Here is a 22,673-nt window from a genome sequence, read left to right as displayed (position 1 = left end):
ATTCGATTCCCTCCCGGCGGTCTGCGCGGCGAGGGGATCGGGCCGGGCGGCACAATGGCGGCATGAACCCGACAAGCCTGGACCCGACAAGCCAGATCATCGTCGCCTTGGACTGCGACAACCGAGCGACCGCCGACGCCCTCGTCGCGCGGCTGGGCGACGAGTGCCGCTTCTACAAGGTCGGCTTGGAACTGCTCACCGCTGTGGGGCCGGACGTCATCAAGGATCTCGTCCGGCAGGGCAAGAAGGTCTTCCTGGACCTCAAGCTCTTCGAGATCCCGAACTCGGTTGCGGGGGCGGTTCGCGCCGCGGGGGCCTTGGGCGTGTCCATGGTCACCGTGCACGGCATGGGCGGCAGCGGCATCATGTCCGCCGCGGTCGAGGCCGCCCGCGGCTTCCCCGGCCTGCGCGTCCTTGCCTTGACCGTGGTCACCAGCATGACCGACGCGGACCTCGCCGACGTCGGTGTCGGCGATGCGGTGGACGAGCAGGTCCTCCGGCTGGCCCGGCTGGCGCGGAAGGCCGGCTGCCACGGTGTGATCGCCTCGCCGCAGGAGGTCGCGGCCCTGCGCGGCATCCTGGGGCCCGATGCCCTGATCGTCACGCCGGGGGTCACGCTGCCCGGCGGATCTCCGGCGGAGCACGCCCGTCCCGGGACACCGCGGGCGGCGGTTGCCGCTGGGGCGTCCCATGTCGTCGTCGGCCGGACGGTCACCCGTGCCGCGGACCCGGCGGCCGCGTTCCGTTCCGTCCGGGACGGTCTGGCTTCGTAGCGGACTTCCTTCTCGCCGCGAAGGCGGGTGCGCGTTCGCCAGTCAGCAAGCCGCCTCCAAGGACCGAGGCGGTCATGGACGTGAGCCCTGCGTCGGGCCTCGGTCAGTGTTCGGCACCGCCGAAATCGGGCAGCGTGACGGAGCCGTCCGCGGCAAGGGGGAATCCCGGGTTGTACGCGACTTCCCAGCAATGGCCGTCCGGGTCCATGAAGGCACTGGAGTAGAACCCGAGCGCATTGACGGCCGCGGGCTTGGTGATGGTGCCGCCCGCCCGACGTACCGCGGCGAGCAGTTCGTCCACCTCGGTCTCGGAGCGGACGTTGTGGGCCAGGACGATCCCGCCGAACCCGCCGACCGGTCCGGGCTCCACGCCGCAGTCGCGCGCCAGTTCCTCCCGACCCCACAGCACCAGCGCGAGGCCGCCGGCCTGGAAGAAGACCGTGGCCTGGACCTCCTGTCCCCGCCAGCCGAGGGCCTCGTAGAAGGCCTTGGCACGTGCCAGATCGGAAACCCCGAGCGTGATCAGGGTGATGCGCTGTTCCATGCGCTCACGGTAGAACGCCTGGCGGGACGGCAGAACACCGACGCACCGCCGACACCCGGCAACGGCCGACCCCATCGTCTGTGCGACGGTCAACGAGGTCTGGAACGTCTCGACTTCGAGCAGCGACACATCCCTACCCCGTGCCCCTGCACGGCGTGAGCGTGGAGCGGTGGACCGACAGGGTCCCTGCCCGGGTACGGCAGCCGGCCGTTGCGGGCTGGCTGGCCGTACCCGGGGGTGCTGACGCGGCTCAGCTCCTGCCGAGGAGGGTGTTCATCCGTGCGATCTCCGCACTCTGCGAGGTGACGATCTGACCGGCCATGTCCTTGCTGGGCTGGTGTGCACCGTCGGACTGTTCGGTCTTGGCCATGGCCACAGCGCCTTCGTGGTGCTTGACCATCATCGTCAGGAAGGAGGTGTCGAACGCCTTGCCCGAGGCCGATTGCAGCTGCTTCATCTCCTCGGCCGTCATCATCCCGGACATGTCGTGTCCCTCGTGTCCCTCGTGGCCGCCGGCCTCGGCCGGGACCTGCTCTCCCCAGGAGGTCAGCCAGCCGGACAGGGTCTTGATCTCCGGGTCCTGGGCCTTCTTGATCTCGTCGGCCAACTTCTTCACCTCGGCGGATTCGGCGCGCGTCGCGGCGAGGTCGGCCATCTCGATGGCCTGCCGGTGGTGGGGGATCATTCCCTGCGCGAACGCGACGTCGGCGGTGTTGTGGTCGCCCTGCCGCGTGGGAGCGGAGGCGGAGGGCGCGGCGGCGTCGTGGCCGTTGTGGGCGGAGCCGCCGGCGGTGTCGCCGTTGCTGCCGCAGGCGGCTAGGACGAGAGCGGCAGTGGCGGCCGCGGCCGTGGAGGTGGCACGGCGGATCAGGGAACGCTTGGCGGTCATGGGCATGGTCATGGTTACGGTCATGGGGTGACTCCTGCTGTGGGGCACGCGCGCGTCTGCGGGCGTACGGAAAGGGGGCGGGGCTGAGAGGCTCGACGGCCCTTCGGGGCCGGGGCCGGGAAGCCGCCCTATATGCGCAGGAGTTGAAGTTCGCTCAGTGACGGCGGTGCGCGCCCGCAGGCGCAGGCACCCGGGATGACCCCGTGCGCGAGGACCGCCTGGGCGTCGGCCTGGGCGGACGCGGCTGCGGGCGCGGGCAGCACCGGCGCGCCCGCCGTGCCGGTGGCGGCGCAGGTCACGTCGGCGTGCTCGGCGTGTCCGCCGCCCCTGTCGCCGGCCGGATCGCCGCCATGGACGCACCCGTTCCGCGACGAGGCGTCCGCGGCGGTCGCCCGCTCGTGGCCCACGGCCGACGTGTGGTGGGAAGTGGCCCCCACGTGTGCGACTGCCGGTACGGGGGCGGGCCCCAGGCCGTGCATGGCCACCAGGCCCGCCAGTACGAGCAGGACGAGGAGCAGGTACGAGCGCAGGCCCAAGGGCTTCACCGCTCGCACCTCCTGATCGTCCATGGCGGCATCGTAGGCGACCCCTTCGTGAGCGGCGAGGCGAGGGCCGCGAGCGAAGGCTGCCGGATGAGCAATACCTCCCGGGGGTAACCCCCGGACAGGCTCAGCACCACGCAGCTCGGCTCCCCCCTCGGCGACGCCTGCGCGACTTCCGCCCGACGGATGCCTCTTGTGCATACCCCCTGGGGGTATACAGTGGTGGTGTGAGCCCGCGGGGGCGGGTCACACTGGACGGGATGGGAGATGACGGTCATGGACCACAGCGCACACCACACAGCCGCAGGTCACGACCACGCCGCGCACCAGGCGCACGCGGGTCACGCCGGGCATGGGATGGGCGGGGTGACCTGGGGGGCCGCAGCGAAGGCGACGCTGCACTGCCTGACCGGATGCGCCATCGGCGAGATCCTCGGAATGGTCATCGGAACGGCGCTGATGTGGGGCAACGTCCAGACGATGATCCTGGCGATCGCCCTGGCGTTCGTCTTCGGCTACTCGTTCACGCTGTTCGCGGTCCGCAAGGCCGGCCTCGACCTCAAGACCGCGATCAAGGTCGCGCTGGCCGCCGACACCGTCTCGATCGCCGTGATGGAGCTCGTCGACAACGGCATCATCGCCCTGGTCCCCGGCGCGATGGACGCCCACCTGTCGGACGCCCTGTTCTGGACGGCTCTGCTGGGCGGTTTCGCCGTGGCCTTCCTGATCACGACGCCGGTGAACAAGTGGATGATCAGCCGCGGCAAGGGCCACGCCGTCGTCCACGCCCACCACTGACCCAGCCGTACGGCATCGCGCCCGCTCGCACCTCACGGTGCGGCCGGGCGCGCTCGCGGTCAGGGGCGTTAGCTGGAGGTACCGGGGCTTCGACGGCGGCCGCACCGGCTCCGCCGGCCCCGCGGGGAACGGAGGAACCCTGATGTCCAGCACCGTCAAGGACATGCTCGCCACCTACCCGGCCGACCTCGGCGACATCGACCAGCTGAAGCTCACGCGCTGCATCGAGGAGTGCCTCGCCTGCGCGCAGGCGTGTACGGCGTGCGCCGACGCCTGCCTGTCCGAGGGCATGGTGGGCGATCTCGCCAAGTGCATCCGGACCGACATGGACTGCGCCGACATCTGCACGGCCACCGCCGCGGTCCTCTCCCGCCACACCGGCTACGACGCCAACATCACCGCCGCGATCCTGAGGGCGTGCGCCATGGTCTGCAAGGCGTGCGCCGACGAATGCGGACAGCACGCCGACATGCACGAGCACTGCCGCATCTGCGCCGAAGCCTGCCGCTCCTGTGAGCAGGCGTGCAACGAACTCCTCGGCGCCCTCGGCTGACGCCCGCCACTCCTCGGCCGGCCCGCCCGTGGTGGCTTCCAGCCGCCCGGCGGTCGCTGTGGCGGCGAACGGAACGGCCGCCGTGTCATATGCCTATCGGTCCACCGGGCCCCGTGCATAGGGTGTGGCTCCGGGCCATCCCAGGCGCGGCGGCCCTCCCGGCTCCCCACGGGTGGGCCGCCGACGCGCCCGCGCGCCCGGCCACCCGCCGCACGTCCAGGATCCGGCAGGCCGAACGCCGGCGGTCAGGCGAAGAAGCGTGCGGCGAGCGCCAGTACGGCCAACCCCGCCACGAGCAGAGCCACCCCTTGCCAGGTTCGCCGCCTTGAGGGGAGAACCAGAACACGGGGCGCCCCGGCCGTGGGGATGACGTAGTAGACGCGGTGGGGGTGCGCAGCCAGGGTGAGCCGGACCACCGACAAGTGGCGCACCGCGATCTGCCGGGTGATCTCACCCTTGTGTATGCCGAGGTAGGGCTCAAGGACTTCCGCGATCACACTGTCCTTGCCCACGGTGGCGCGTCTGCCGGTCACCTGGGTCCGTGCCCAGTCGCCGTGTTCCTGTGCTTGCTGCCGTGCGGGGTAGGGAAGCGCGGCTGTGATCTTGATCTGGGCGACCTCGGGCCGTCGGACGATGATCCCTTCGGTCCAGGTCACGATCCTGGCCTTGCCCTTGCAGTGATCGTGGACGACGGTACCCGCGCGGTGGCAGTCGTTGCATGCACGCGCACCCGTACCGTCACAGCGTGTGCAGCGCACCTTGCCGCGTCCCCGGCAGGTGGCGCACGCCGATCCTGGGCTTCCGCACTGCTTGCACGTGACGCGCTCGGTGGCTTCACCTCCCTGCTCGGTCCGCACCTGGGGGCGGCGGGTCTGTTTGCCGGCTCCGTCGCATCGCAGGCAGCAGTCAAGGCCTCGGCAGTCACCGCACGGCCTCCATGGCTCGCAGTGGAGGTCGCCCGTCCCCTCGCAGCGCCGGCAGGCCACCCTTCCGTTGCCGCATTCACAGGAGTGCTCTCTCACGGACCCGCGTCGCACCAGCTTCAGCGTCGTCCGCGTGGAGAGGTCCTCGGGGACGGGTACCGCGTAGTCGTGGAGGTCGGCGCCGTATACGGGCCGCCTCGCCAGGTCGATGGATCCGTAGTGGACCTGTCGGGCTTCCCGGCGGGTCTCCATGAACCGCACGATGCTGCCTTCGATCAGAAGGTACCGGGTCGGGTCGCCGGGGTCGTCGAGCGCGTCGGTCGACTCACGCCGGTTCAGTAACTCCCGGCGTACCGCTGCCAGGACCTCTGGATCGGTCAGCACGCTGGCGGCACCCTTCTCGCCCTGGCCCGGAGCCGAACACCATGGCGTCTCCTGACATGGCCGCCGGGACACTACCCGTACGCCCGCCTCCCCATGTGCCCTTACCGGAAGTTGCCAGTTCCTGAGCTCCGGATCCGTGGCACGGCGCACCGGCCATACCGGCCGCCTGTGTGTGATCAGCGAGTTGGCCGTCCCGGCCGGTGCGTCGGCCGGGTCGGAGTGTGAATGAGGGCCCGTACGGGGCCGGGTTCAGCCGGCGGCTGGGCGCCGGCGCCGGTGGAGGAGGGCGGCCCCGCCCGCGAGGGCGAGTGCCGCGCTGGAACCGCTGGCCAGGAGCAGGGTCGAGGACGGGGCGTCGTCCGCCTTTCGCTGGGTGCTGTAGCCGCTGGAGTAGCCGTTGACGTCGTACTGCGAGCCGGGCAGCTTGTCGGCGTAGCGGGCCTTGACCAGGTTCTGGTAGTCGCTGAGCGACACCGAAGCCTGGCCGCCCAGGCCTTGCCGGGCCTCGTCGTTGAGCGGCTCGACGGTGGTGAGCTTGAGCTGGTACCAGCCGCGGATCTGCGGCTCGGTGAAGACCAGCGTGCCCAGGGTGGCCTTGCCGGCGTAGGTGGCGTCGCTGTCGCCGTCGCGGATGGCCGCCAGGTGCCAGCCGCCGCCCTGGGTGGGGGCGAGCATGACGGTGGCGTTGCGGCCGTTGACGGAGACGCTCAGGGAGGAGACCAGCTGGGTCAGCTTGACCGCCTCGGTGGGCAGTGGCTTGGCGGTGCCCGCGACGAACCCGGGGGTGATCTCGTTCCGTGCCACCGGGTCCTTGATCGTGAAGAGCGGGAGGCCCTGGCACGGCTCGGTCGTTTCGGGGAGCGTCTGTACCGGCCCGTCGGCGCCACTGGTGGGCACGGGAGTGCGCAGGAAACGGCAGACGGCGTTGCGGACGTCGGTGGACTTCACCGCGTCGAGGGCGGCCTGGTAGTCGGGGATGTCGGCCGGAAGGGGGTCCTTGGCCGGGGCCGCATGGGCCGGTCCGGCGGCGGAGAGCAGTGCGGACGCACTCAGTGCGGATGCACTCAGCGCGATGACGATGGACAGGCGGGAGAAGCGGGAGTCCGCCCGCTTGCCGGACGTTTTGATGTCGCGCATGTCGCCTGCCTTAGCGGGAGATCCCGATGCGGGAGTGGGTCCACTTGGACGAGCTGTTGCTCACGTAGTCGTTGTAGTTCCACCACGTGTACGTGGTGGTGTCCGGCCACGGGTCGGCCACGGCGATGGTGGTGTTCGCCGTGTCGAAGCCGTAGACCACGTTCATGTGGCCGCCGCCGGACGACCATCCGATGCGGGCACCGATCGGCCGGGCCGCCTTGACGTCGGTGTACACCTGGTTGAACGTGGCCGCGCTGCTCAGGCCCGAGCCGGTGTGGGACATCCCGAGGCTGCTCCAGCCCCTGGCCATGTCGTCGAGCGTGGCGGGCTGGTTGTTGCAACCGTAGGCGGGCTGGGCCCGGTTGCAGAAGTCGGTCTGCGTGGAGCCCAAGCCCTGGAACTTGGCGATGGTCAGCCCGGAGGCGACCCAGCACCACTGGGTCTTCTCCTGCTTCAGCATGCTGATGGTGTCCTGACCCGCTTCCGCGTGAGCCGTGCCTCCTGCGGCGGCGAGCGATCCCACCGCTGCCAGCACGATGGCCGACGCCGCGGTTCCATACCTGAATGTCCCCATGTTCCTGCCTTCCCCAGACGGGTGCAACGAGATGAGCGGGGGCGCTGGCACGAATATGACAGCGCAGCATGCCGAGGACACAGGGGGGTTGCACCCATTCAACCCGAACTGATGATTCGTCAGGTAATCCTGCCGCTACGGACTGGCGCCGTCAGTCCTCCGCGGCGAGGATCAGGTCGGCGGCGTGGTGAGGGCAGGCAGCGGTGTGCCAGGTCACCGTCAGGAACTCCCCCTCGGCGCTGAGGGTTCGCGTCCCACCCGTGGCCGCGGTGGCCCGACAAAAGCCGCAGACGAGGACCTTTAAGGGGAACAGGTCTGCCGAAGTGCGGCATCGGGTCGTCGGTTCCATCGTCTGCTCCTGCGGTGGCGGCACGGGCGAGACCTCTCCCTTACCCCGATGCTCCCAGCAGCTGCGGGCGGGGCAGGGCGAAACCGTGGAAAACCCCGGCAATGGCGGGCGCGTAGCTCCGCCGTGTAGATGACGTACGCCGTCGTGCCGACGCTGATCATCGCCGCGCTGTCGCCGTAGGTCTGGGCGATCTCCCAGCCCGGGGCGGCGGCTTAGAAGGCGGCGAGCGCTGGGCCGTCACTCCCCCGGAAGGCCGCGCATGCGCAGGTCGTCGTCGGGGTCGACGCCCGCGGGCAGGGCGGTGAAGCCGAGCTTCTCGTCGAAGTCGACGCTTGCCTGGGTGTCCGACACACCGAGGCACGGCGCGATGGTGGGAGGCTTCATGACGATCACTCCTTGGGGAGACGCGTGCCGAAGGGGGCTCCTCTCGCTGGGCAGGCCGCTCCGAACGGCCCAAACGGAGGCATGGCTCCCGTATAGGACAGTCGGCGTCCTAGATGTGTCGACTCGCGCGGATGCCGCACGGGCGCCCCGTCAGCCCATGCGGTGGATGAGCAGGCGGGGCGTTGCCCGGGCGAGGGCGGCTGCGACCAGGCCGATGGCGGCTCCGGCGGCGACGTCGGAGGAGTAGTGCGCGCCGCTGTGGACCCGCTGGACGGCCACCAGGGCGGCCGGGAGGGCGCAGGCCGCGCCGGCCCCGGGCCAGCTGGGCGCGACGGCTGCGGTGAACGCCACCGCGGCGGCGGTGTGCCCGGAGGGGAAGGAGGAGCTGTCGGGCCGGTCCTCGACCTCGTCGTGCGGGACCCACTCCTTGGGCGGGCGGCGCCGCTCGACCAGCTGTTTCCCGATCCCGTTGGACAAGAGCTCCGCTGTCGCCATCGCCGTGATCCCGGCGGTGGCGGCCTTGCGGCCCCGCCAGCCCCCCGCGGATGCCATGATCACGGCGGCCGCCCACCACAGCTTCGTGTGCTCGGCGGCCTCCTCGATCGGCGGCAGCAGCCGACGGGCCCAGGCCGAGTCCCAGGCCGTCATCTGCCGCGTCAGCCGGTGATCGCCGTTTCGCACCGAGGCGGGGATTCTCATACAGCGCCGCTTCCCCGTCCGCGGCCGCGCCACACGTCTCACTCCAGGCGGCGGCGTTCCTCGTCACTCCACGTACGGGTGTCCCGGGGCTCGACGTAGGGCTCCTTGTCCGCTGGGTAGCCCCCGGCGATGGCGCGCTGGCGAACCATCTCGGCGTCGAACTCCAGGCCCAGGAGGATGGCCAGATTGGTGATCCACAGCCAAATCAGGAAGATGATCACACCGGCGAGGGTCCCGTACGTCTTGTTGTAGGAGCCGAAGTTCGCCACGTAGAAGGCGAAGCCGGCCGAGGCGATCATCCAGATGACCAGCGCCAGGAGGCTGCCGGGGGTGATCCATTTGAAACCGCGGCCCTTTGCGTTCGGGGCGGCCCAGTACAGGATCGAAATCATGGTCGTGACCAGCAGGACCAGCACCGGCCACTTCGCGATCGACCACACCGTCATCGCCGTGTCCCCGACGCCGAGGACGGCGCCGGCCTGCCGGGCCAGACTGCCGGTGAAGACCACGATCAGGGCGCTGACCACCGCGAGGATCATCAGCGTGATCGTCAGCGCCAGCCGGAGCGGGAGCACCTTCCACACCGGCCGGCCCTCGGGCATGTCGTAGACGGCATTCGAGGTGCGGATGAACGCGGCGACGTAGCCGGATGCCGACCAGATCGCCACGGCCAGGCCCACGATCGCCACGATCGAACCGATACCGGTGTTGCCCTGGAGCTGCTGCACCGCTTGGGTGATCACATCGCGCGCGGAGCCGGGGGTCAGTTTCCGCAGATTGTCCAGCACCTGCGTCGTCGCCGACTCCCCGGCGATGCCCAGGAGCGACACCAGCACGAGCAGGGCCGGGAAGAGGGCCAGTACGCCGTAGTAGGTCAGCGCCGCGGCCCGGTCAGCCAGCTCGTCGTCCTTGAACTCCTGCATCGTGCCGCGCAGCGTCGCCTTCCAGGACCGCTTGGACACCTCCGACAGGCGATCCGGAGCTCGCTCCTCGACCCGCTCATCGGGCCCGACGCGGCCGGGGTCGCCGGTCTGGGGCTCGCGGTCGTCCCCCTGCTGTGGTTGCGGTGTGCGTGCCATACCTGGCGGCTTTCCTCTCACGCCGCTCTCATGCACCGATCGCCAGGTCAGTCGAAGGAGTGGGCGTCGTGCGCGGGCCAGGGGGCTGCGGGACGCATATGCCGCGGTCATCCCGAAGGGTGACAGGGAGCGTTTCCGACCCTTCTCGTGCGGCGGCGGGGAAGGGATGCCTCGCCCGGAACATCGGCGGCGCCCCGCGCGGGGCCGCACGTCAGAAGTGGAGTCGGCCATGGAGCCTGTACCCAACGGCACCTACATGATCACCCGTACGCGTGAGGAGCTGCTCACCCTGGAGGGAGGGTCGTCGGAGCCCAAGAGCCCTGTGGTGGTGCTACCGCCCACGGGAAATCCCGGCGAGCAGGAATGGCAGGTGGAGCAACTCGGCAACGGCACCTGCACGCTGCGCAATCTCAGGAGCGAAACGTACCTGTCCTTCGACGGCGCCCCGGAGGTGAACAAGCAGGTCGTCGGCTACCCCGAGCCCCGCCCGTGGGCGCTCCGCCAGAGCGCACGGCCGCAGGCCTTCCACGTCGTGGTGCCCGGGGGCCCCGTCGACGGCGAGGAGCTCGCCCTGGACCTCAGCGTGCTGGACATCTTCCCGCCGCGCGTCGCCCTGAGGCCGCTCGCCGTCAACGACCAGGACCAGGGTCAGGACCAGGACCAGGCGTGGACCTTCCAGCTCATGGAGTAGCGGCGTGAAGTCCGTGCCCGGGTCGGCCGAGCCCCCGGCCCGGGCAGCACCTGGCGCCGACCTCGCACGCGCGCCTTCTGAAGACCGGGGTCAGGCTGCCGGGCCGCTCGCCAGCGCCGTACCGCAGCCGGTGCAGTAGCGGGCGTCGGCCTCGATCGCGTGCCGGTGACACCAGCCGCACACCAGGTGGACCGCGCACGGCTCAGGCGCAGCGGCAGGGGCGGTCCGTCCGATGCTCATCGCCCGGCGCTTGCGGTGGACGGTCAGGACGAGCAGTCCCTCGGAGCCGGCCAGCAGGGACCGGGATGTGCCGCGCGGCAGCAGACCGAGAAACCCCGGGGACAGCTGGGACGGGGTTCCGTCGAGGGTGAGGGTGCCGCCGCCCGCGACGACGACCAGCATCACGTCGACCTCGTCCTCGGTGTACGCCGCCCCGCCGGTCCCGGGCAGGTGGCGTACCAGGTTCGCGTCCAACTGACGGTCGGCGCCTTCCAGCCGCCACAGCGCCCCGCTCTGCCCCTGCTCCACCGCCGCGACGAGACTCGCGACCGTCACGGTCTCCGCCTGTCGAACAGCCTCCATGCCGTACCCTCCGTACCGTCCGCGCCCGAGCCGAACCGCCCCACACCAGCATGATCCCCCACCGGCCGACCTGGCCGGCCCTTGGGGAGCCGGGCCGCCCGCCCGGCCGCCCGCTGCGGCATCATGTGGATGATGACCTACCCCTCCCTGCTCACGACCGAGTCGGCCGTCGCCGCGATACGAGCGGTCGCGGCCGAGTACCGGCTGGCCGTGGCCGTCACCGACGACATCGGCGCCGACCAGACGTCGCGGCGCAGTTCCGCGCCGCTGTTCGCCGTCGCCGACCCCGACGGCTCACTGCCCCACGAGGCGTTCGTGGAACTGGGGGGCAGCCCCGCGGTCACCGTACGGCTCTTCCCCGACGACGACGCGACGATCACCGTGGACGGGGTGGAGTTCCATGACGTACCGCGGGGCGCCGTCCCGGCGTTCCTGACGTCCGTCTACAGCGGACTGGCCTTCGTCCAGGGACGGTTCTTCCCTCCCGGCTACCGGCTCTACGTCCCTCTTCCCGGCGACGAGACGTACAAGGAGCGCATCCTGGGCGTCTCGCTCACGCCCTGGCTCTCGGGGCGGGTCCGTTAGGGCCGGGCGCGCGACAGCGGTAGCCCAGCGGCAGCAGGGCCGAGGCTCCTCGCGTGCGGCGGTGCGCCGATGGCGCCCGTCAGGCACGCCGAACCGGTCGTCTCGGCAGCGGAGTTGAGCCAGTCCCCGCAGCTGCCGCCGGTACGCCTGGTGAGGGTGAGGGACGCTATGTAATGTCACATCGCATGATGCTCTTACGGCGTGCGGCATCGGCCGCTGCCCTCCTCGTCACCGTTCTCCCCGTGGCGGTCGCTGCGCCGGCGCACGCGGCCGACCACGCGTCCGCCTGCCGCCCCCCGGCGTCCGTACCGCTCGACCCCGAACAGGCTCGCCTCGCGGACCCCCGCACCACCGCCCTGGTCGAGCGTGCCGGTTTCGGTGACTTCGTACGACGGTTCCCCACCGCCCTGTGCTCGACGCGCAGCCCCGCCGAGGCCGAACGGCTCCTGGATTCCTGGGGCCAGGCCCTCTGGCAGGCCTCCGTACGGCGGGCCCAGGGACAGCGGCCCGGCGGCGACCTCGCTGCGGGGGACGACCGGCCGCTCTACTGGGCGCGCCTCGGCATGACCGCCGCGCTCGCCCGCTGGCACCCGGAGTTCAGCGTCGATCGGGCGGCGCTCCGCGCCCGCTTCGAGGATGCCTCCCGCGGCCTCACCGACAACGCCTTCCGGGCGGAACCCGGCGTACGAAGGCTCTTCATCAGCGGGTTCGACCCCTTCGGACTCGACGCGGAGATCCGCCGCGCCAACCCGTCCGGGTCGGCCGCCCTGCAGCTCAACGGGCGGCGCGTGACCCTCGCCGACGGCAGCCCCGCCGAGATCCGCGCCGTCGTTCTGCCCGTGCGGTACGCCGACTTCGACGCCGGCATCGTAGAGCGCGCCTTCGCCCCGCACCTGGCCGCCGGTCCCGCCTCGGCCGACGTCATCACCACCGTCAGCCAGGGCTACCCGGGCATCTTCACCTTGGAGGACTGGGCGGGGCGGGCGCGGTCCGCCGACCCGTACCCCGACAACGCGCGTGCCCTCTCCGGTGGTACCCGCGAGCGTCCGGTGACGGCCCCGGGCCTCGGCCCGGGCCCGGAGTTCATCCGCACCACACTGCCCGCCGACGCGGTGACCGCCGCGGTGCAGACTCCGTACCCGGTCCTCCTCAACACCGAGGTGACCGAGATCCCGGCGGGGGGCACGGCTCCCGTCGACCGGGCCGACGGCCCCACGCCGGGTTCGCGGGCCGTGGCGGGTGGCGGGGGCGGCTACCTGTCCAACGAGGTCGCCTACCGCTCCAACCGGCTGCGGGCCGAACTCGCCCCGCACCTGCCCGGCGGCCACCTCCACACCCCGGTGCTCACCGGTCTGCCGACGGACACCCGCCTGCTGACCGGTCCCGAGTTCGAACGCAACGAGAGCGCGATCGCCGCGGAGGTCCGCGCGGTCCTCGAACACGCCGCCGTGCGGCGGTAGCCGCCCGCCCCTGGTCGCGGGGGGCTTCGGGCCTCAGAGCTCGCGTCGGCGTACGGCCAGCGCGGCGATGTCGTCGTCGAGGCGGCCCCGGGTGTAGCGCAGGAGGTCGCGGTGAAGGGCTGCGAGCAGCTCGCGGGGCGGTGTCGGGGGTTGTCGCCGCATCCAAGCGGTCAGCGGGAAGAACTCGCCGTCGCGGGCGCGGGCCTCGGCGATCCCGTCGGTGTAGACGAGCAGCAGGTCGCCGGGGCCGAAGTCGAAGGTGTCGACGGTGTAGTGCTCGCCGATCAGCTCGGCGAGGCTGAGGAGCGGCGAGGGGGTGACGGACTCCAGGACGCGGAGCCTGCCGCGGTTCAGGAGCAGCGGCGGCGGGTGTCCGCAGTTGAGGATGTCGATACGCCTTCCCTCGTGCGGGATTTCGACGAGGAGGGCGGTGGCGAAGCGCTCCATCGGCCCCTCGGGCGGAAAGGCGGCGTTGTAACGGGTGCTGCTGGCATCCAGCCGGCGCGCGACGTCCACCAAGTCGCCCTCGCCGTAGGCCGCTTCCCGGAAGGCGTTGACGATCGCCGCGGCCGCCCCCACGGCCGGCAGCCCCTTGCCGCGCACGTCACCGATGAGCAGCCTGACCCCGTACGGCGTGTCGACCACCTCGTAGAAGTCCCCGCCGATGCGGGCTTCGGCGGCGGCCGCGAGGTAAAGCGACTCGACGTCGACGTCGTCGAAGGAGCGCGGGATGGGGCTCAGTACCACCTGCTGCGCCGCGTCGGCGACGAGCCGTACGTGAAAGAGGGTGCGCTCGCGCTGGAGCCGGACGTGGCTTCCGTACGCGGCGGCCACGGTGACCGCGATGATCCCCGCGGCCGTCCACCACGTGCCGAGATCGGGGAAGACGAGGCTGAGGCCGATCATCAGAATGAGGCAGACCGTGCCGAGCAGGACCGTGGGGAGCACCGGCCACATGGCGGCCGCTAGGGCGGGCGCCGCGGGCAGGAGGCGGCTGAAGGCCATCTCGGGTGGCGTGGTGTAGGCCAGGCTCGCGATCACGACGGTCAAAATGACCGGTGACAGCCGCACAAGCCTCCCCCGGCCGTAGCGCCGGCGGAGCATCGGCCGTCCAGACTCGATCACACTTCCCAGAATATCGGGGCAATGGGGGCATAGCGCTCCGACGACGGGGCCGCTCGCCCCCTCCCCCGCTTCCAGGCCGACGGCCGCCCTACTGGCCGCGCCACGCACTCCCCCTCTCGCTGATCGACCTTTCACCTGCCCGGCGCACCCGTTCGGGTGCGCCGGGGGGGGCTGGATCAGTCGGCCTGGTTGTCGGTGTGCCTCGGCAGGTAGAACATCAGTGCCCACATCAGGGCCAGGAGGCCGCTGACCCACCACAGCACGGTGACGAACGCGTCGCGGTTGACCGCGCCGTCGGAAGAGCCGCCGGTGATGGCGAAGAACACCACGGCGGTCAGCGCGGTGCCCAGCACGATGCCCAGGTGAATGGCGGTGTTGAACAGGCCCGAGGCCGAGCCGGCGTCCTCGTGCGCGACCCTTGCCAGCGACAAGTCGGCGAGCGGGCCGGAGACCATGCCCAGGCCGAAGCCGATCAGCACCACCGGAGCGGTCATCGCCACAAGGGTCAGGCCGGCCTGGCGGCTGCCGATCTGGAGGCCGTAGGTGCCCATCGCAGCGGTCGCGATGAGGGCTCCGGCCTGCGGCAGACGGCGGGCGAAACGTCCGGCGGTCTTCGCCGCGACCGTCGCGCCGCCCAGTTCTCCCACGGAGAGCAGCACGAAGGCCAGGGCCGCGTGGAACGGGCTCATACCCAGTCCGTGCTGCAGGTACAGCGTCCAGGTCATGAAGAACAGGCCGCACAGCAGGCCGTGCAGCAGGTCCGCGGCCATGCCCCCGGAGAACTGCCTGACCCGGAAGAGGGACAGGGTCACCAGCGGGGCATTGCCCTGCCTGCGCCGCTGGTGGCGCAGGAAGACACCGAGGACGAGGACGCCGACGGCGAGCACGACGAAGCACCACAGCGGCCATCCGTGGGCGTGGCCCTCGGTGAGCGGGAAGAGGACCAGGACGATGGCCAGGCCGGACAGCAGCATGCCGACCACGTCGAGCCGGTCGGCCTTGCGGACGGTCGATTCGGGGATGAAGGTGCGTCCGAGGAGGAGTACGGCCAGCCCGACGGGCACATTGACCAGGAAGATCGGCCGCCAGGACAGCCCGAACAGGTCGGCCTGGGTGAGCACGCCGCCCAGGACCGGGCCCAAGACGTTGGCGAGGGCCAGGACGGCCCCGTACAGGCCGAACGCCTTACTGCGGTTGTGGCCCTCGAAGGTGACGTGCATGGTCGCCAGGACCTGCGGGATCATCACGGCCACGCCGACGCCCTGGAGCAGGCGGGCGCCGATCAGCGTGCGCGGGCCGGTGGCCAGACCGCACAGCAGCGAGGCGGCGGTGAACACGATGGTGCCGATCAGCAGGATCCTGCGGCGGCCGTAGATGTCACCGAGCCGTCCGCCGGTGATCAGCCCGACGGCGACGGGCAGGGAATAGGCGGTGGTCAGCCACTGCACCGCGACCGGTCCGGCGCCGGTCGACTCCTGGATCGCGGGCAGCGCGGTCAGGACGACCGACTGGTCGAGCATGTTCATCAGCTCGGCGGTCAGCAGCACCAAGAGGGCGATCCAGGCCGCCGGGGCCATTTTCGGGCGGCGAGGTGCCGGGTGGGTTGGGGTCTGGGTGGTGTGCTGCGGCTCGTTGCCGAGGGCGGAGGAGGACACGACGGGAAAACTCCTGATCCAATGGAATCGGGGAGCCCTGCCGACAGCCGCACCGGGGCCGGAAAACACCAAAGCCCGGGGCAGACGGCAGAGCTGCACCCGGGAAAGAAGACTGCGGGGAGGGGTGACGCAACTCAGACCAGCGCGACGTCCGCCCCCGGACACGTGCGACAACTCAGCACGCGGGAACGGACGACTACATGGCCTGGTTGATAAGACGTCACCCCAAGATCGACAGAGAAGGAAACAGAAGTCTGGTCACTGCCGCCGACACCTCGGCACAGGAACGGCACAGGAACTGGTCCATCGTACAACCCCTGGGCCGGAGGACCGCGGCTTCGCCGCCCTTGGGCGCAAGGCGGTGGCATGGCCGTGTAGTTGAAGCGGTATTGGTTATGAAGCGCTGGCGCGCGCGCCCCGGGCGGCGCATGATGGAGATGGCGCTCTCACCCGTATGGACGCGGAGGGCGGCCTTCTCGGCTCACGCCCGTTCCGCACAGCCGGCGGCCTGATGGACGCCGATGCGAGTATCCCCCTACTCACCTTCCCTCAGGAACTCACGTGGACTCGTCATGGAAGGCGGGACATCGTGGCTCAGCTCAGGCTTTCACTCTTTTCCAATAACTTCCCTGATTTCTTCATCATCGATCACACCGGCCTGGTCGACATCGCCAAGATCGAAACCGAAGAGGACCGCCGCGATGCCACGTTCGCGTGGACCGGACCCAGCCTTAATTTCGGCACGCAGGGAATGCTGGTACGAGCGGTTGCTCCGCCCGGGTTCTGCCTGCGGATCGCGACGTTCGACGATTTCCGCATTCACAGCAAGTTCTTCACCGGGATCATCGACCCTCAGGTGAAAGCGGAGGTCATCGAGGAATCGACGTTCATCCTCCAAGCGGCGGAAATCGACCCGAACCAGGCCTCGTTCCGTTCGGTGAAGTTCCCGGACCAGTTCATCCGGCACAGGAACTTCGAACTCTTCGCCGAGCCGGTGGTCACCCCGGCCGAGCTGCAGTCCGCGTGCTTCAGGATGGTAGGCCCGCTGCACCCTTCCGACACCTAGGGGGCCGGTGGGCTCTCCGGCGCGCGGCACTCGCCGCCGTCAGGCGCTTCCACACCGAGGAACGTGACTCCCTGAAGCTCACCCTCTTCGACGAGTCGATGTCCCGTGCCGTCTTCCGCAGCAAAATTCCGGGCCATGAGGGGAAATTCGAACTCAGCTTCAGCCTGCCGGGCTGAAGTCCCCGCCTACCGGACGTGCGTCCTGACCTCGTCGTAGACGGCTCCGTCGGTGCGCAGGGCGCTGTGGCCGAGGCACGCGGTGGTGCTGTTGAGCGCCCCGTCCAGGGCGACGCTGCTCTGAGGGTTGATGAGGGTGTCACAGGGCGAGCGCCACGTGGCGTACCGCGTGGTGCCGGGGGTCTCGTCACCGGAGTTCAGGTCCTTCAGGAACACGGAGCCCGGTCGCATCTCGACGCAGGGGGCGCCGCCGCACCAACGTGCGGCTTCCGTACCGTGGTTGGGCCCGCCGAGGGAGACCCAGGCATCGACCTTGGCCGCGCCGCCGAGGTACTTGAGGTAGTACCGCGAGGACAGCGCGCCCATCGAGTGGGTGATGACGTCGACTTTGGTGGCGCCCGTGCGCGCCAGGACGCGGTCGATCTCCTCGGCGAGGTGCGCGGCGGTCGTGGCGTTGGACTGGGTGGAGTCGTAGCTCCACTGGTCGAGGTGGTCCGCCGGCCAGCCGTCGGCTTCGAACCGGGTGGTCATGGACCGCCAGGGAGAGGGGTCCGGGTTCCAGCCATGGACGAAGACGATGGGGTCCGGGCCCGACGCCTTGGGCGCGTCGACGACTGCCGACGCGGGAGCGGCGGCAACGAGCGGCATGAAGACGAGGAGGAGCGCGGAAGCGCTCCGTACGAGATTTCTGATCACGCGCGGTTTCTAGCGTCCCCGAAGCGTGGGCGACAGAGCTGGTCCTGCGTGCTCACCCGGGCGGGGGCAGGAATTCACCCGCAGAAACGTGACGGCTCTCCGGCGGAGGCGGCGCAGCCACCCGCGACGTGCAGGACTGCCCTCCCCCGGCGGAGCTCCGGCCGCCCCGCCCGGGGCAACCGGGTCGCGCGAACGGCGTAGCGGGGGTGTCGTGTACGGGTCGTCGGGCGTCTGTCAGCTGGGATGGACGCTCTGCATCATCGCCTTCCCATCCCATCCCATTCATCTCCAGCAGCGACAACCGCGAGGCGCGCCGCTCGCCCCCGAGACAGGCCGGAGGGTCTTCAGTGCCCGACTCCTACCACCACATGCTCACCGCCCTGCTCAGGGCCAGTCACCTCACCACCTTCGAGCAGCTCCCGGCAGTCGTGGCCGAGTACGCCTCGCGGGCCGGGTTCGATGCGGTGCGCATCTACGTCTGTGACCTGCGCGAGGACATGCTGCGCGAGGTCACCGGCGAGGGGCTGGACGGGGGCCGCGGGGGACGGGAGCTACGGATCGACGGCACTCTGGCCGGCCGGACCTTCCAGACCCTCCAGTCCTCCTTCGGTGCCACCGAGGGCCGTCGGCTGCACTGGCTGCCGCTCCTGGACGGTACCGAGCGCCTTGGCGTCCTTTCCGTCACCACCCGCGAGGAACCGGACGCGGAAACGCGGGAGACCATGGGCGATCTGGCCTCGCTCGTCGGCATGATGCTGGTGTCGAGCCGTTCCCACAGCGACTCCTACGCCCGGCTGACCCGGCTGGAGCCGATGTCGGTGTCCGCGGAGATGCAGTGGTCGCTGATGCCGCCGCGCACCTTCACCAGCCCCCGGGTGACCATCGCCGCCGCGATGGAGCCTGCCTATGCCACCGCCGGGGACGCCTTCGACTACGCCCTGGCCGCCGACATCGCCCACCTGGCCGTCTTCGACGCCATGGGGCACGACACCGCAGCGGGGCTGACGGCCAACCTCGCCATGGCCACCTGCCGCAACCAGCGCCGCCAGGGAGCCAGCATCACCCAGGCCCGCGACAGCATCGAGACCATGCTGATCGAGCAGTTCACGCACGACCGTTACGCCACCGCCGTGCTCGCCGACCTCGACCTGAACACCGGCCTGTTGTCCTGGATCACCTGCGGCCACCCGCCGCCCATCCTCATCCGGGCCGGCCGCTGGATCACCACGCTGGAGCGCCGACCCAGCCACCCCCTGGGTACGGAGCTGGGCCTGCCGGCGCTCATCCACCGGGAACACCTGGAACCCGGCGACCGGCTCCTCCTCTACACCGACGGCATCACGGAGGCCCGCGACCGCACCGGCCGTGAATTCGGCCTCGACCGCTTCGTCGAATTCATCATCCGGCACCAGGCCGACGGCTTCCCCGTCCCGGAGACCCTGCGCCGCCTGGTCCGTGCCGTGCTCCACCACCATGACGGACGTCTCGGCGACGATGCCACCGTCCTGCTCTGCGAATGGCACGGCCACCAGCACCCCTCGCCGGACCTGGGGGCCGCCCCCGCGGAGGGCGGCCCGGGCAACCGGACATGATGTCAGCCGTCCCGCACGGCGGTCGTGCCCGCTCCCTTGATCCGGGCCTGATCCGCACGCCGATAGCCTGTCTCGTCATGAACAGACCAGGAGGGCCATCGGTATGACCAGCACATCGTCGTCGTTTCCCGAGCGGATCGAGATCTCGGGAGAGGGTCTCGTCCTGCGCGACTGGACGGAGGCGGACCTGGCCTCGATGCCCGGCCTCTTCGACGATCCCGACATCGCGTACTGGACCCCGATCGTCTCCCCGTTCGACGCGGAGGCCGCCCGCACGCGCCTGGGCCGCGACCGGCAGCTGCGGGCGGACGGCACGGCGATCCTCCTGGCCATCACCGTCGACGGCGGCGCACCGCTCGGCGAGGTGATGCTGCGACGCGCCCCCGAAGGGACGGAGATCGGTTACGCGGTCGGTCCGGCCCACCGCGGCCAGGGGCTGGCGGTGCGCGCGGTGCGGCTGATGGCCGGCTACGCCTTCGAGCACCTGGGGGCGGAGCAGGTGATCCTGGAGCTGGAGGCCGAGAACACCGCCAGCGTCGCCGTGGCCGCGAAGGCGGGCTTTCGGCTGCTCCAGGTGCCGCTGATCACCGGTCAGGAGAAGGGACGCCCCTACGAGCTCCAGACGTGGGGACTCGCCCGCCCGGGAGGCGCCCCGTCCTGAGGACCCCGGGCCGGACCGGAGGTCAGGGCCGGGGCTCGCTTGCGCCACCGGATGACGGCGAAGCGGGAGAGGACGGCGAGAGCTCAGAGGCTCGTACGTCCAGGGGCGGTTCGGGGTCGGGAGCCGAGAGCTCCGGCTCCAGACCCTCGCGCATCACGGCCGTACGGCGCCAGCCGGAATCCGCCCGCCAGGCCTCGAAGACCAACGTCGTGGCGGTGACCACGGCGAGGCCGAGCAGCCATCCGCCCACCACGTCGCTCACCCAGTGCACGCCGAGCGCGACGCGCGTGTAGCCGACGCCCACCACGGAGATCACCGCGAGCGCCCGGGGAAGCGGCTGCCAGGCGCGCGGTACCAGGGGCAGCAGGACCAGCAGGAGGACGGCGCACGAGGTGAAGGCCGTCATCGCGTGGCCCGACGGGAAGGAGAACCCCGGCGCGTGGGCGACCGGGTCGGGCAGATGGGGACGTGCGCGTTCGACGGCGCTCTTGACCAGCACCCCCGTCAGGGCCCCGGCCGCCGCGGTCACGGACGCCCAGGCCGCGAGCCGCCAGGCACGGCGGGTGAGGAGCCAGAGCACGAGCAGGGCGACCAGCAGACGCATCGTCACCGGGTCCCACACGAAGTCGGTGAGCACGTGGAGGACACGCACCCAGCCGGGGTGACCGACGGCGGCCTGGTGCAGCCGCTCGGCCACGGCCTGGTCGAGGCGGTACAGCGGCGCCCATCCGGACTCCACCAGGACCAGGGAGAGGGCGAAGGGCACGGCTGCCCCGGCCGTCGCGGCGGTCGTCAGCAGGAGCCTGGCCGCGAAGGTGGAGTCGGGGCCGGAGTAACGTGCCGACAGGGCCCCGACGGTGGTGCGCGTGCGCGGGGCCCGGCCGGTGCGCGCGGTCCCGGGTGCCGGCCCGTCGCGGCCGTACAGGACGACGGATCCCACGATCAGTAGGGTCGCCGTGCCGTTGAGCAGGCCGCCCGCCACGTCGGTGGGGTGGTGCATGCCGCGGTAGACGCGGGACAGGCCGACGGCCGCCGGAACGAGCAGCAGCGCCGCCGCCGCGGCATACCGCCACCGGCCGCGGCCGCGTGTCCTCAGCAGCACGATGACGGCCAGTCCGGCGTACAGGGCGACGGAGGCCCCGACGTGTCCCGACGGGAAACTGGAGGTCGGTGGCGCGCCGTCCAGTCGCGGGACGTCGGGGCGTGGCCGTCGTACGAGCGCCGTCACCAGCAGGAACACGGCCGACTGGGTGGCGACCGACGCCGCGAGGAAGAGGGCCTCGGCCCGCCACGCGACCTGCGGCAGCACGAGCAGCGCCACGACGCAGACCAGGGTCACGCCGACGACGCTTTCCGTGTCGGCCAGTGCGGAGAGCCACCGTGTGAGCTCCGTGAGCGGTGCGACGCGTTCCTCGGCGAGGTACCGGTTGGCCCGGTCCTCCCATGGCACCCGTCCTCCTGCCTGTCCCTGGTCCGCCGCAGATCCGGTGAGCAGCGTCCCCCCACCGACCATCAGGGCTGCCTGGACCGGCAGGAGCAGCAGCGGCCACCTCCTCCGGCGCGCAGCCGGACCGTTTTCCCGCGTCATGAGGATCTTGTTGCCACGGCGGCCCCGATGATGCGCCGGGTAGGGCAGCTGTGCCGTGCCGTTTGGATCCGGAGATCTTGATCAGACGAGGGGAGACGTTCCGGGTCCGCCATCGCCGGGACGAGATGGCGGTGTGGGGTGGCGAGTGGCGGGGCCACGCCGAGGGGGCGTGGTCCGTGAGGGGTGAGGAGGGGGCGTATGACGGCATCCGGAGGGCGCCGCCGCGGTGACGGTGAGGGTGAGGCGTCGGTGGGGCGTGACGTCGTGTTGGCCGTGGGGCTGGTGGGGATCTGCCTGGGCGGATCGGCCGTGTTCGTCCGAACGGCCGCGGTCGCGAGCGGCGGAGGCGTGCCGGTACTGCCGATCGTCACGATGGTCGTCCTGGCCGCCGGGGTGGCGCTGGCGCGGTGGAGCGTGGCGCCGGGCCGCCGCCCCTCCCGCGCGCCCGTGCCGGGCCCGCGCGGGCCCGGCATCCCGCCGGCGCCGGGCGCGCCGGCTGCGTACGCTCCCCCGGTGGGCGGGGCGGCGGAGGTCGCCCCTGAGGCGGCCGGCCTGCCCGAGGTGGACTCCTCCGCCCTGGACCACGCGGGGGTGGACGCGGACGGCTTCGAGCACACCGTTGCCGCGCTGTGTGCCCGCGATGGCTGTCCCCAGGTGGAAGTGGTGGGCGGGGCAGGTGACTTGGGGGCCGATGTGATCGCCACGACGGCGGACGGCCTGCGCGTGGTCGTCCAGTGCAAGCACTACGGCGAGGGCAACCGGGTCGGTTCGCAGGACCTGCAGCGCTTCGGCGGCACCTGTTTCGCCGTCCACGAGGCCGATGTGGCCGTCGTCGTGACCACCAGCGCCTTCACCGCTCCCGCCGCGGAGTACGCCGCCACGTGCGGCATCGTCTGCGTGGACGGCGACGGCCTGGAGGCGTGGACGCAGTCACGTACTGCGCCTCCGTGGGAGGCGGCGGCCGCGGCGCGGGCCGAGGCCGACGGGCAAGGGGTGACGGCTGCCGACGTCTCCTAGCGGGTGGCTTGCGGTGCGGTGCATCGCAAGGCGGTTTCAACCAAGGGTCCCCGGGCACACGACGTAGCGTCACGACGGCTACACCGGGAGGGCTCGTGTCCGGACTATTCGCAAAGATCAAGCAGTTCAGCCGCAGCCCGCAGGGGCGGCG

Annotated in this window: 25 protein-coding genes and 1 pseudogene; 10 read left to right on the top strand and 16 right to left on the bottom strand. The window is 71.1% G+C overall.

Translation table 11 applies throughout. The features are described 5' to 3' along the window. Window positions 1–62: 62 nt before the first annotated feature. On the top strand, window positions 63–773 hold the full coding sequence (pyrF, locus tag AC07DU_RS06070; protein WP_479109800.1) for an orotidine-5'-phosphate decarboxylase: 711 nt from the start codon (window positions 63–65) through the stop codon (window positions 771–773). Between the two features lie 103 nt (window positions 774–876). Here pyrF and AC07DU_RS06065 read toward each other — a convergent pair whose 3' ends face one another. From AC07DU_RS06065 to AC07DU_RS06055, 3 genes are all read right to left on the bottom strand, one after another. After that, a complete protein-coding gene (locus tag AC07DU_RS06065; RefSeq protein WP_453370495.1) occupies window positions 877–1,317 on the bottom strand; it encodes a VOC family protein in 441 nt (146 codons plus the stop codon). A gap of 250 nt (window positions 1,318–1,567) precedes the next feature. Beyond that, on the bottom strand, window positions 1,568–2,206 hold the full coding sequence (locus tag AC07DU_RS06060; protein WP_479109916.1) for a DUF305 domain-containing protein: 639 nt from the start codon (window positions 2,204–2,206) through the stop codon (window positions 1,568–1,570). Between the two features lie 128 nt (window positions 2,207–2,334). Beyond that, on the bottom strand, window positions 2,335–2,775 hold the full coding sequence (locus AC07DU_RS06055) for a DUF6153 family protein (RefSeq protein ID WP_479109798.1): 441 nt from the start codon (window positions 2,773–2,775) through the stop codon (window positions 2,335–2,337). A gap of 249 nt (window positions 2,776–3,024) precedes the next feature. On the opposite strand from AC07DU_RS06055, the gene AC07DU_RS06050 reads away from it, so the two are divergent. Next, the gene (locus AC07DU_RS06050) at window positions 3,025–3,546 is read left to right on the top strand and encodes a DUF4396 domain-containing protein (protein WP_479036516.1); all 522 of its coding nucleotides are present in this window, start codon (window positions 3,025–3,027) and stop codon (window positions 3,544–3,546) included. A gap of 142 nt (window positions 3,547–3,688) precedes the next feature. Beyond that, window positions 3,689–4,099, top strand: coding sequence for a four-helix bundle copper-binding protein (locus tag AC07DU_RS06045; protein WP_360893168.1), 411 nt, complete (start codon window positions 3,689–3,691; stop codon window positions 4,097–4,099). 245 nt (window positions 4,100–4,344) lie between these two features. Here AC07DU_RS06045 and AC07DU_RS06040 read toward each other — a convergent pair whose 3' ends face one another. The 7 genes from AC07DU_RS06040 to AC07DU_RS06010 form a co-directional block, all read right to left on the bottom strand. Beyond that, window positions 4,345–4,755 (bottom strand): hypothetical protein, encoded by a 411-nt coding sequence (locus tag AC07DU_RS06040; RefSeq protein WP_453370498.1) that lies wholly within the window; start codon window positions 4,753–4,755, stop codon window positions 4,345–4,347. A 900-nt stretch (window positions 4,756–5,655) separates the two neighbouring features. Further along, complete coding sequence (locus tag AC07DU_RS06035) at window positions 5,656–6,543, bottom strand: hypothetical protein (RefSeq protein ID WP_479109796.1); 888 nt, start codon at window positions 6,541–6,543, stop codon at window positions 5,656–5,658. 10 nt (window positions 6,544–6,553) lie between these two features. After that, entirely contained in the window at window positions 6,554–7,117 is a 564-nt protein-coding gene (locus AC07DU_RS06030; RefSeq protein WP_360893159.1) for a papain-like cysteine protease family protein, read from the bottom strand. 151 nt (window positions 7,118–7,268) lie between these two features. Continuing rightward, window positions 7,269–7,466 carry a hypothetical protein gene (locus AC07DU_RS06025; protein WP_453370501.1) on the bottom strand — a complete coding sequence of 66 codons (198 nt, stop codon included), beginning with the start codon at window positions 7,464–7,466 and terminating at the stop codon, window positions 7,269–7,271. Window positions 7,467–7,703: 237 nt separating this feature from the next. Beyond that, window positions 7,704–7,850, bottom strand: coding sequence for a hypothetical protein (locus AC07DU_RS06020; protein ID WP_479036525.1), 147 nt, complete (start codon window positions 7,848–7,850; stop codon window positions 7,704–7,706). Window positions 7,851–8,000: 150 nt separating this feature from the next. Then, window positions 8,001–8,531 (bottom strand): phosphatase PAP2 family protein, encoded by a 531-nt coding sequence (locus AC07DU_RS06015; protein WP_479109794.1) that lies wholly within the window; start codon window positions 8,529–8,531, stop codon window positions 8,001–8,003. Window positions 8,532–8,587: 56 nt separating this feature from the next. Continuing rightward, window positions 8,588–9,628 (bottom strand): YihY/virulence factor BrkB family protein, encoded by a 1,041-nt coding sequence (locus tag AC07DU_RS06010; protein ID WP_479109792.1) that lies wholly within the window; start codon window positions 9,626–9,628, stop codon window positions 8,588–8,590. A gap of 229 nt (window positions 9,629–9,857) precedes the next feature. Between AC07DU_RS06010 and AC07DU_RS06005 the strand changes: the two genes are divergently transcribed. After that, window positions 9,858–10,319: an RICIN domain-containing protein gene (locus AC07DU_RS06005; protein ID WP_360893150.1), complete on the top strand. Its 462-nt coding sequence runs from the start codon at window positions 9,858–9,860 to the stop codon at window positions 10,317–10,319. A 90-nt stretch (window positions 10,320–10,409) separates the two neighbouring features. On the opposite strand, the gene AC07DU_RS06000 is transcribed toward AC07DU_RS06005, so the two are convergent. Further along, the gene (locus AC07DU_RS06000) at window positions 10,410–10,901 is read right to left on the bottom strand and encodes a hypothetical protein (RefSeq protein WP_479036534.1); all 492 of its coding nucleotides are present in this window, start codon (window positions 10,899–10,901) and stop codon (window positions 10,410–10,412) included. A 132-nt stretch (window positions 10,902–11,033) separates the two neighbouring features. Between AC07DU_RS06000 and AC07DU_RS05995 the strand changes: the two genes are divergently transcribed. Continuing rightward, on the top strand, window positions 11,034–11,486 hold the full coding sequence (locus AC07DU_RS05995) for a hypothetical protein (protein ID WP_479109790.1): 453 nt from the start codon (window positions 11,034–11,036) through the stop codon (window positions 11,484–11,486). Window positions 11,487–11,728: 242 nt separating this feature from the next. After that, window positions 11,729–12,946 (top strand): pyroglutamyl peptidase, encoded by a 1,218-nt coding sequence (locus tag AC07DU_RS05990; RefSeq protein ID WP_479109788.1) that lies wholly within the window; start codon window positions 11,729–11,731, stop codon window positions 12,944–12,946. 33 nt (window positions 12,947–12,979) lie between these two features. Here the strand turns inward: AC07DU_RS05990 and AC07DU_RS05985 are convergent, their stop codons facing one another. Further along, the gene (locus AC07DU_RS05985; protein ID WP_479109914.1) at window positions 12,980–14,050 is read right to left on the bottom strand and encodes a PP2C family protein-serine/threonine phosphatase; all 1,071 of its coding nucleotides are present in this window, start codon (window positions 14,048–14,050) and stop codon (window positions 12,980–12,982) included. 197 nt (window positions 14,051–14,247) lie between these two features. Continuing rightward, window positions 14,248–15,726: an MFS transporter gene (locus tag AC07DU_RS05980; protein ID WP_479109786.1), complete on the bottom strand. Its 1,479-nt coding sequence runs from the start codon at window positions 15,724–15,726 to the stop codon at window positions 14,248–14,250. 454 nt (window positions 15,727–16,180) lie between these two features. Between AC07DU_RS05980 and AC07DU_RS05975 the strand changes: the two genes are divergently transcribed. After that, the gene (locus AC07DU_RS05975) at window positions 16,181–16,792 is read left to right on the top strand and encodes an AbfB domain-containing protein (RefSeq protein ID WP_479109784.1); all 612 of its coding nucleotides are present in this window, start codon (window positions 16,181–16,183) and stop codon (window positions 16,790–16,792) included. A 185-nt stretch (window positions 16,793–16,977) separates the two neighbouring features. On the opposite strand, the gene AC07DU_RS05970 is transcribed toward AC07DU_RS05975, so the two are convergent. Continuing rightward, complete coding sequence (locus AC07DU_RS05970; RefSeq protein WP_479109782.1) at window positions 16,978–17,664, bottom strand: esterase/lipase family protein; 687 nt, start codon at window positions 17,662–17,664, stop codon at window positions 16,978–16,980. 368 nt (window positions 17,665–18,032) lie between these two features. On the opposite strand from AC07DU_RS05970, the gene AC07DU_RS05965 reads away from it, so the two are divergent. Then, entirely contained in the window at window positions 18,033–19,256 is a 1,224-nt protein-coding gene (locus AC07DU_RS05965) for a PP2C family protein-serine/threonine phosphatase (protein WP_360893505.1), read from the top strand. 103 nt (window positions 19,257–19,359) lie between these two features. Further along, window positions 19,360–19,917, top strand: a complete 558-nt coding sequence (locus AC07DU_RS05960) for a GNAT family N-acetyltransferase (RefSeq protein ID WP_479036545.1) — start codon at window positions 19,360–19,362, stop codon at window positions 19,915–19,917. A 22-nt stretch (window positions 19,918–19,939) separates the two neighbouring features. On the opposite strand, the gene AC07DU_RS05955 is transcribed toward AC07DU_RS05960, so the two are convergent. Both AC07DU_RS05955 and AC07DU_RS05950 read right to left on the bottom strand, forming a co-directional pair. Further along, window positions 19,940–20,764 (bottom strand): phosphatase PAP2 family protein, encoded by an 825-nt coding sequence (locus AC07DU_RS05955; protein ID WP_479036710.1) that lies wholly within the window; start codon window positions 20,762–20,764, stop codon window positions 19,940–19,942. A 102-nt stretch (window positions 20,765–20,866) separates the two neighbouring features. Beyond that, window positions 20,867–21,430: pseudogene (locus AC07DU_RS05950) on the bottom strand (phosphatase PAP2 family protein); the annotation flags it as partial. A gap of 273 nt (window positions 21,431–21,703) precedes the next feature. Between AC07DU_RS05950 and AC07DU_RS05945 the strand changes: the two are divergent. Continuing rightward, window positions 21,704–22,522, top strand: coding sequence for a restriction endonuclease (locus AC07DU_RS05945; RefSeq protein ID WP_479109780.1), 819 nt, complete (start codon window positions 21,704–21,706; stop codon window positions 22,520–22,522). Window positions 22,523–22,673: the final 151 nt, after the last annotated feature.

The organism is Streptomyces sp. NPDC045695 (genome assembly GCF_056432025.1).
Note: the sequence above shows the minus strand (reverse complement) of the source record. Positions and strands in the feature narration are given on the sequence as shown.

Coding starts and splice junctions, on each gene's coding strand:
- pyrF (WP_479109800.1), top strand. CDS start 63: ATGAACCCGACAAGCCTGGACCCGACAAGCCAGATCATCGTCGCCTTG.
- AC07DU_RS06065 (WP_453370495.1), bottom strand. CDS start 1,317: ATGGAACAGCGCATCACCCTGATCACGCTCGGGGTTTCCGATCTGGCA.
- AC07DU_RS06060 (WP_479109916.1), bottom strand. CDS start 2,206: ATGACCGCCAAGCGTTCCCTGATCCGCCGTGCCACCTCCACGGCCGCG.
- AC07DU_RS06055 (WP_479109798.1), bottom strand. CDS start 2,775: ATGGACGATCAGGAGGTGCGAGCGGTGAAGCCCTTGGGCCTGCGCTCG.
- AC07DU_RS06050 (WP_479036516.1), top strand. CDS start 3,025: ATGGACCACAGCGCACACCACACAGCCGCAGGTCACGACCACGCCGCG.
- AC07DU_RS06045 (WP_360893168.1), top strand. CDS start 3,689: ATGTCCAGCACCGTCAAGGACATGCTCGCCACCTACCCGGCCGACCTC.
- AC07DU_RS06035 (WP_479109796.1), bottom strand. CDS start 6,543: ATGCGCGACATCAAAACGTCCGGCAAGCGGGCGGACTCCCGCTTCTCC.
- AC07DU_RS06030 (WP_360893159.1), bottom strand. CDS start 7,117: ATGGGGACATTCAGGTATGGAACCGCGGCGTCGGCCATCGTGCTGGCA.
- AC07DU_RS06025 (WP_453370501.1), bottom strand. CDS start 7,466: ATGGAACCGACGACCCGATGCCGCACTTCGGCAGACCTGTTCCCCTTA.
- AC07DU_RS06020 (WP_479036525.1), bottom strand. CDS start 7,850: ATGAAGCCTCCCACCATCGCGCCGTGCCTCGGTGTGTCGGACACCCAG.
- AC07DU_RS06010 (WP_479109792.1), bottom strand. CDS start 9,628: ATGGCACGCACACCGCAACCACAGCAGGGGGACGACCGCGAGCCCCAG.
- AC07DU_RS06005 (WP_360893150.1), top strand. CDS start 9,858: ATGGAGCCTGTACCCAACGGCACCTACATGATCACCCGTACGCGTGAG.
- AC07DU_RS06000 (WP_479036534.1), bottom strand. CDS start 10,901: ATGGAGGCTGTTCGACAGGCGGAGACCGTGACGGTCGCGAGTCTCGTC.
- AC07DU_RS05995 (WP_479109790.1), top strand. CDS start 11,034: ATGACCTACCCCTCCCTGCTCACGACCGAGTCGGCCGTCGCCGCGATA.
- AC07DU_RS05985 (WP_479109914.1), bottom strand. CDS start 14,050: ATGCTCCGCCGGCGCTACGGCCGGGGGAGGCTTGTGCGGCTGTCACCG.
- AC07DU_RS05975 (WP_479109784.1), top strand. CDS start 16,181: ATGGACGCGGAGGGCGGCCTTCTCGGCTCACGCCCGTTCCGCACAGCC.
- AC07DU_RS05965 (WP_360893505.1), top strand. CDS start 18,033: ATGCTCACCGCCCTGCTCAGGGCCAGTCACCTCACCACCTTCGAGCAG.
- AC07DU_RS05960 (WP_479036545.1), top strand. CDS start 19,360: ATGACCAGCACATCGTCGTCGTTTCCCGAGCGGATCGAGATCTCGGGA.
- AC07DU_RS05945 (WP_479109780.1), top strand. CDS start 21,704: ATGACGGCATCCGGAGGGCGCCGCCGCGGTGACGGTGAGGGTGAGGCG.